1 protein-coding gene is annotated in these 760 nt (G+C 43.6%); it reads right to left on the bottom strand.

The annotated features are described in order from the left end of the window. Positions 1 to 749, bottom strand: a 749-nt coding sequence (locus tag KH893_RS11200; RefSeq protein WP_281166198.1) for an acetyl-CoA carboxylase carboxyltransferase subunit beta, incomplete at its 3' end; no start/stop codon positions are given. Between the last annotated feature and the right edge of the window lie 11 nt (positions 750 to 760).

Raw genomic sequence — 760 nt, forward strand, 5'->3', positions numbered from 1 at the left:
TCAGCGCTTTGAAAGTCGGCAGGCAATTTTTGTTTGACAGTCTGTTCAATAACTCGTCGTCCAGCAAAGCCGATCAGGGCTTTTGGTTCAGCTAAAGTAATATCAGCCTCCATTGCAAAACTAGCCGTAACACCCCCGGTCGTTGGATCGGTTAAAACAACAATATACAAAAGACCAGCTTGGCGATGGCGATTAACAGCCGCTGTGACCTTCGCCATTTGCATAAGCGAGTGAATACCTTCTTGCATACGTGCACCACCGGAAGCTGTAAAAAGAATCACCGGAAGTTCATGAAGAGTAGCTCGTTCAAACAAGCGTGCCAATTTTTCACCAGTAATCATTCCCAAACTGCCCATAATAAAATAAGGATCCATAATCCCCACTGCGACAGACCGTTTATCCAAAAGAGCCAGTCCGGTCCAGACGCTATCATTTAATTTGGTTATTTTTTGAGCGTGCTGTAATTTTTCCGAATATCCGGGAAAGGAAAGCGGATCTTTGGTAACTAAATCAGTGTCCCATTCAACAGCATTCTTAGTAAGCATTCTCAGCCTTTTACGCGCTGTTAAACGGAATCCGTAACCACATTGGGGACAAACATCAAAATTACCAAAACGTCGATAATAAAAACGCGCATGACATCTTGGACATTCCCGCCAAATTCCTGATGGAATTTGGGTTAAATATCGGTTAAGCAGCTTATCGGTTTGTTGCTTGGAGTAGTCTTTAAGTCGGTTAAACCAGGTCATCCTACCTTCTC

This window comes from Liquorilactobacillus sicerae (assembly GCF_029916425.1).
Classification (GTDB): domain Bacteria; phylum Bacillota; class Bacilli; order Lactobacillales; family Lactobacillaceae; genus Liquorilactobacillus; species Liquorilactobacillus sicerae.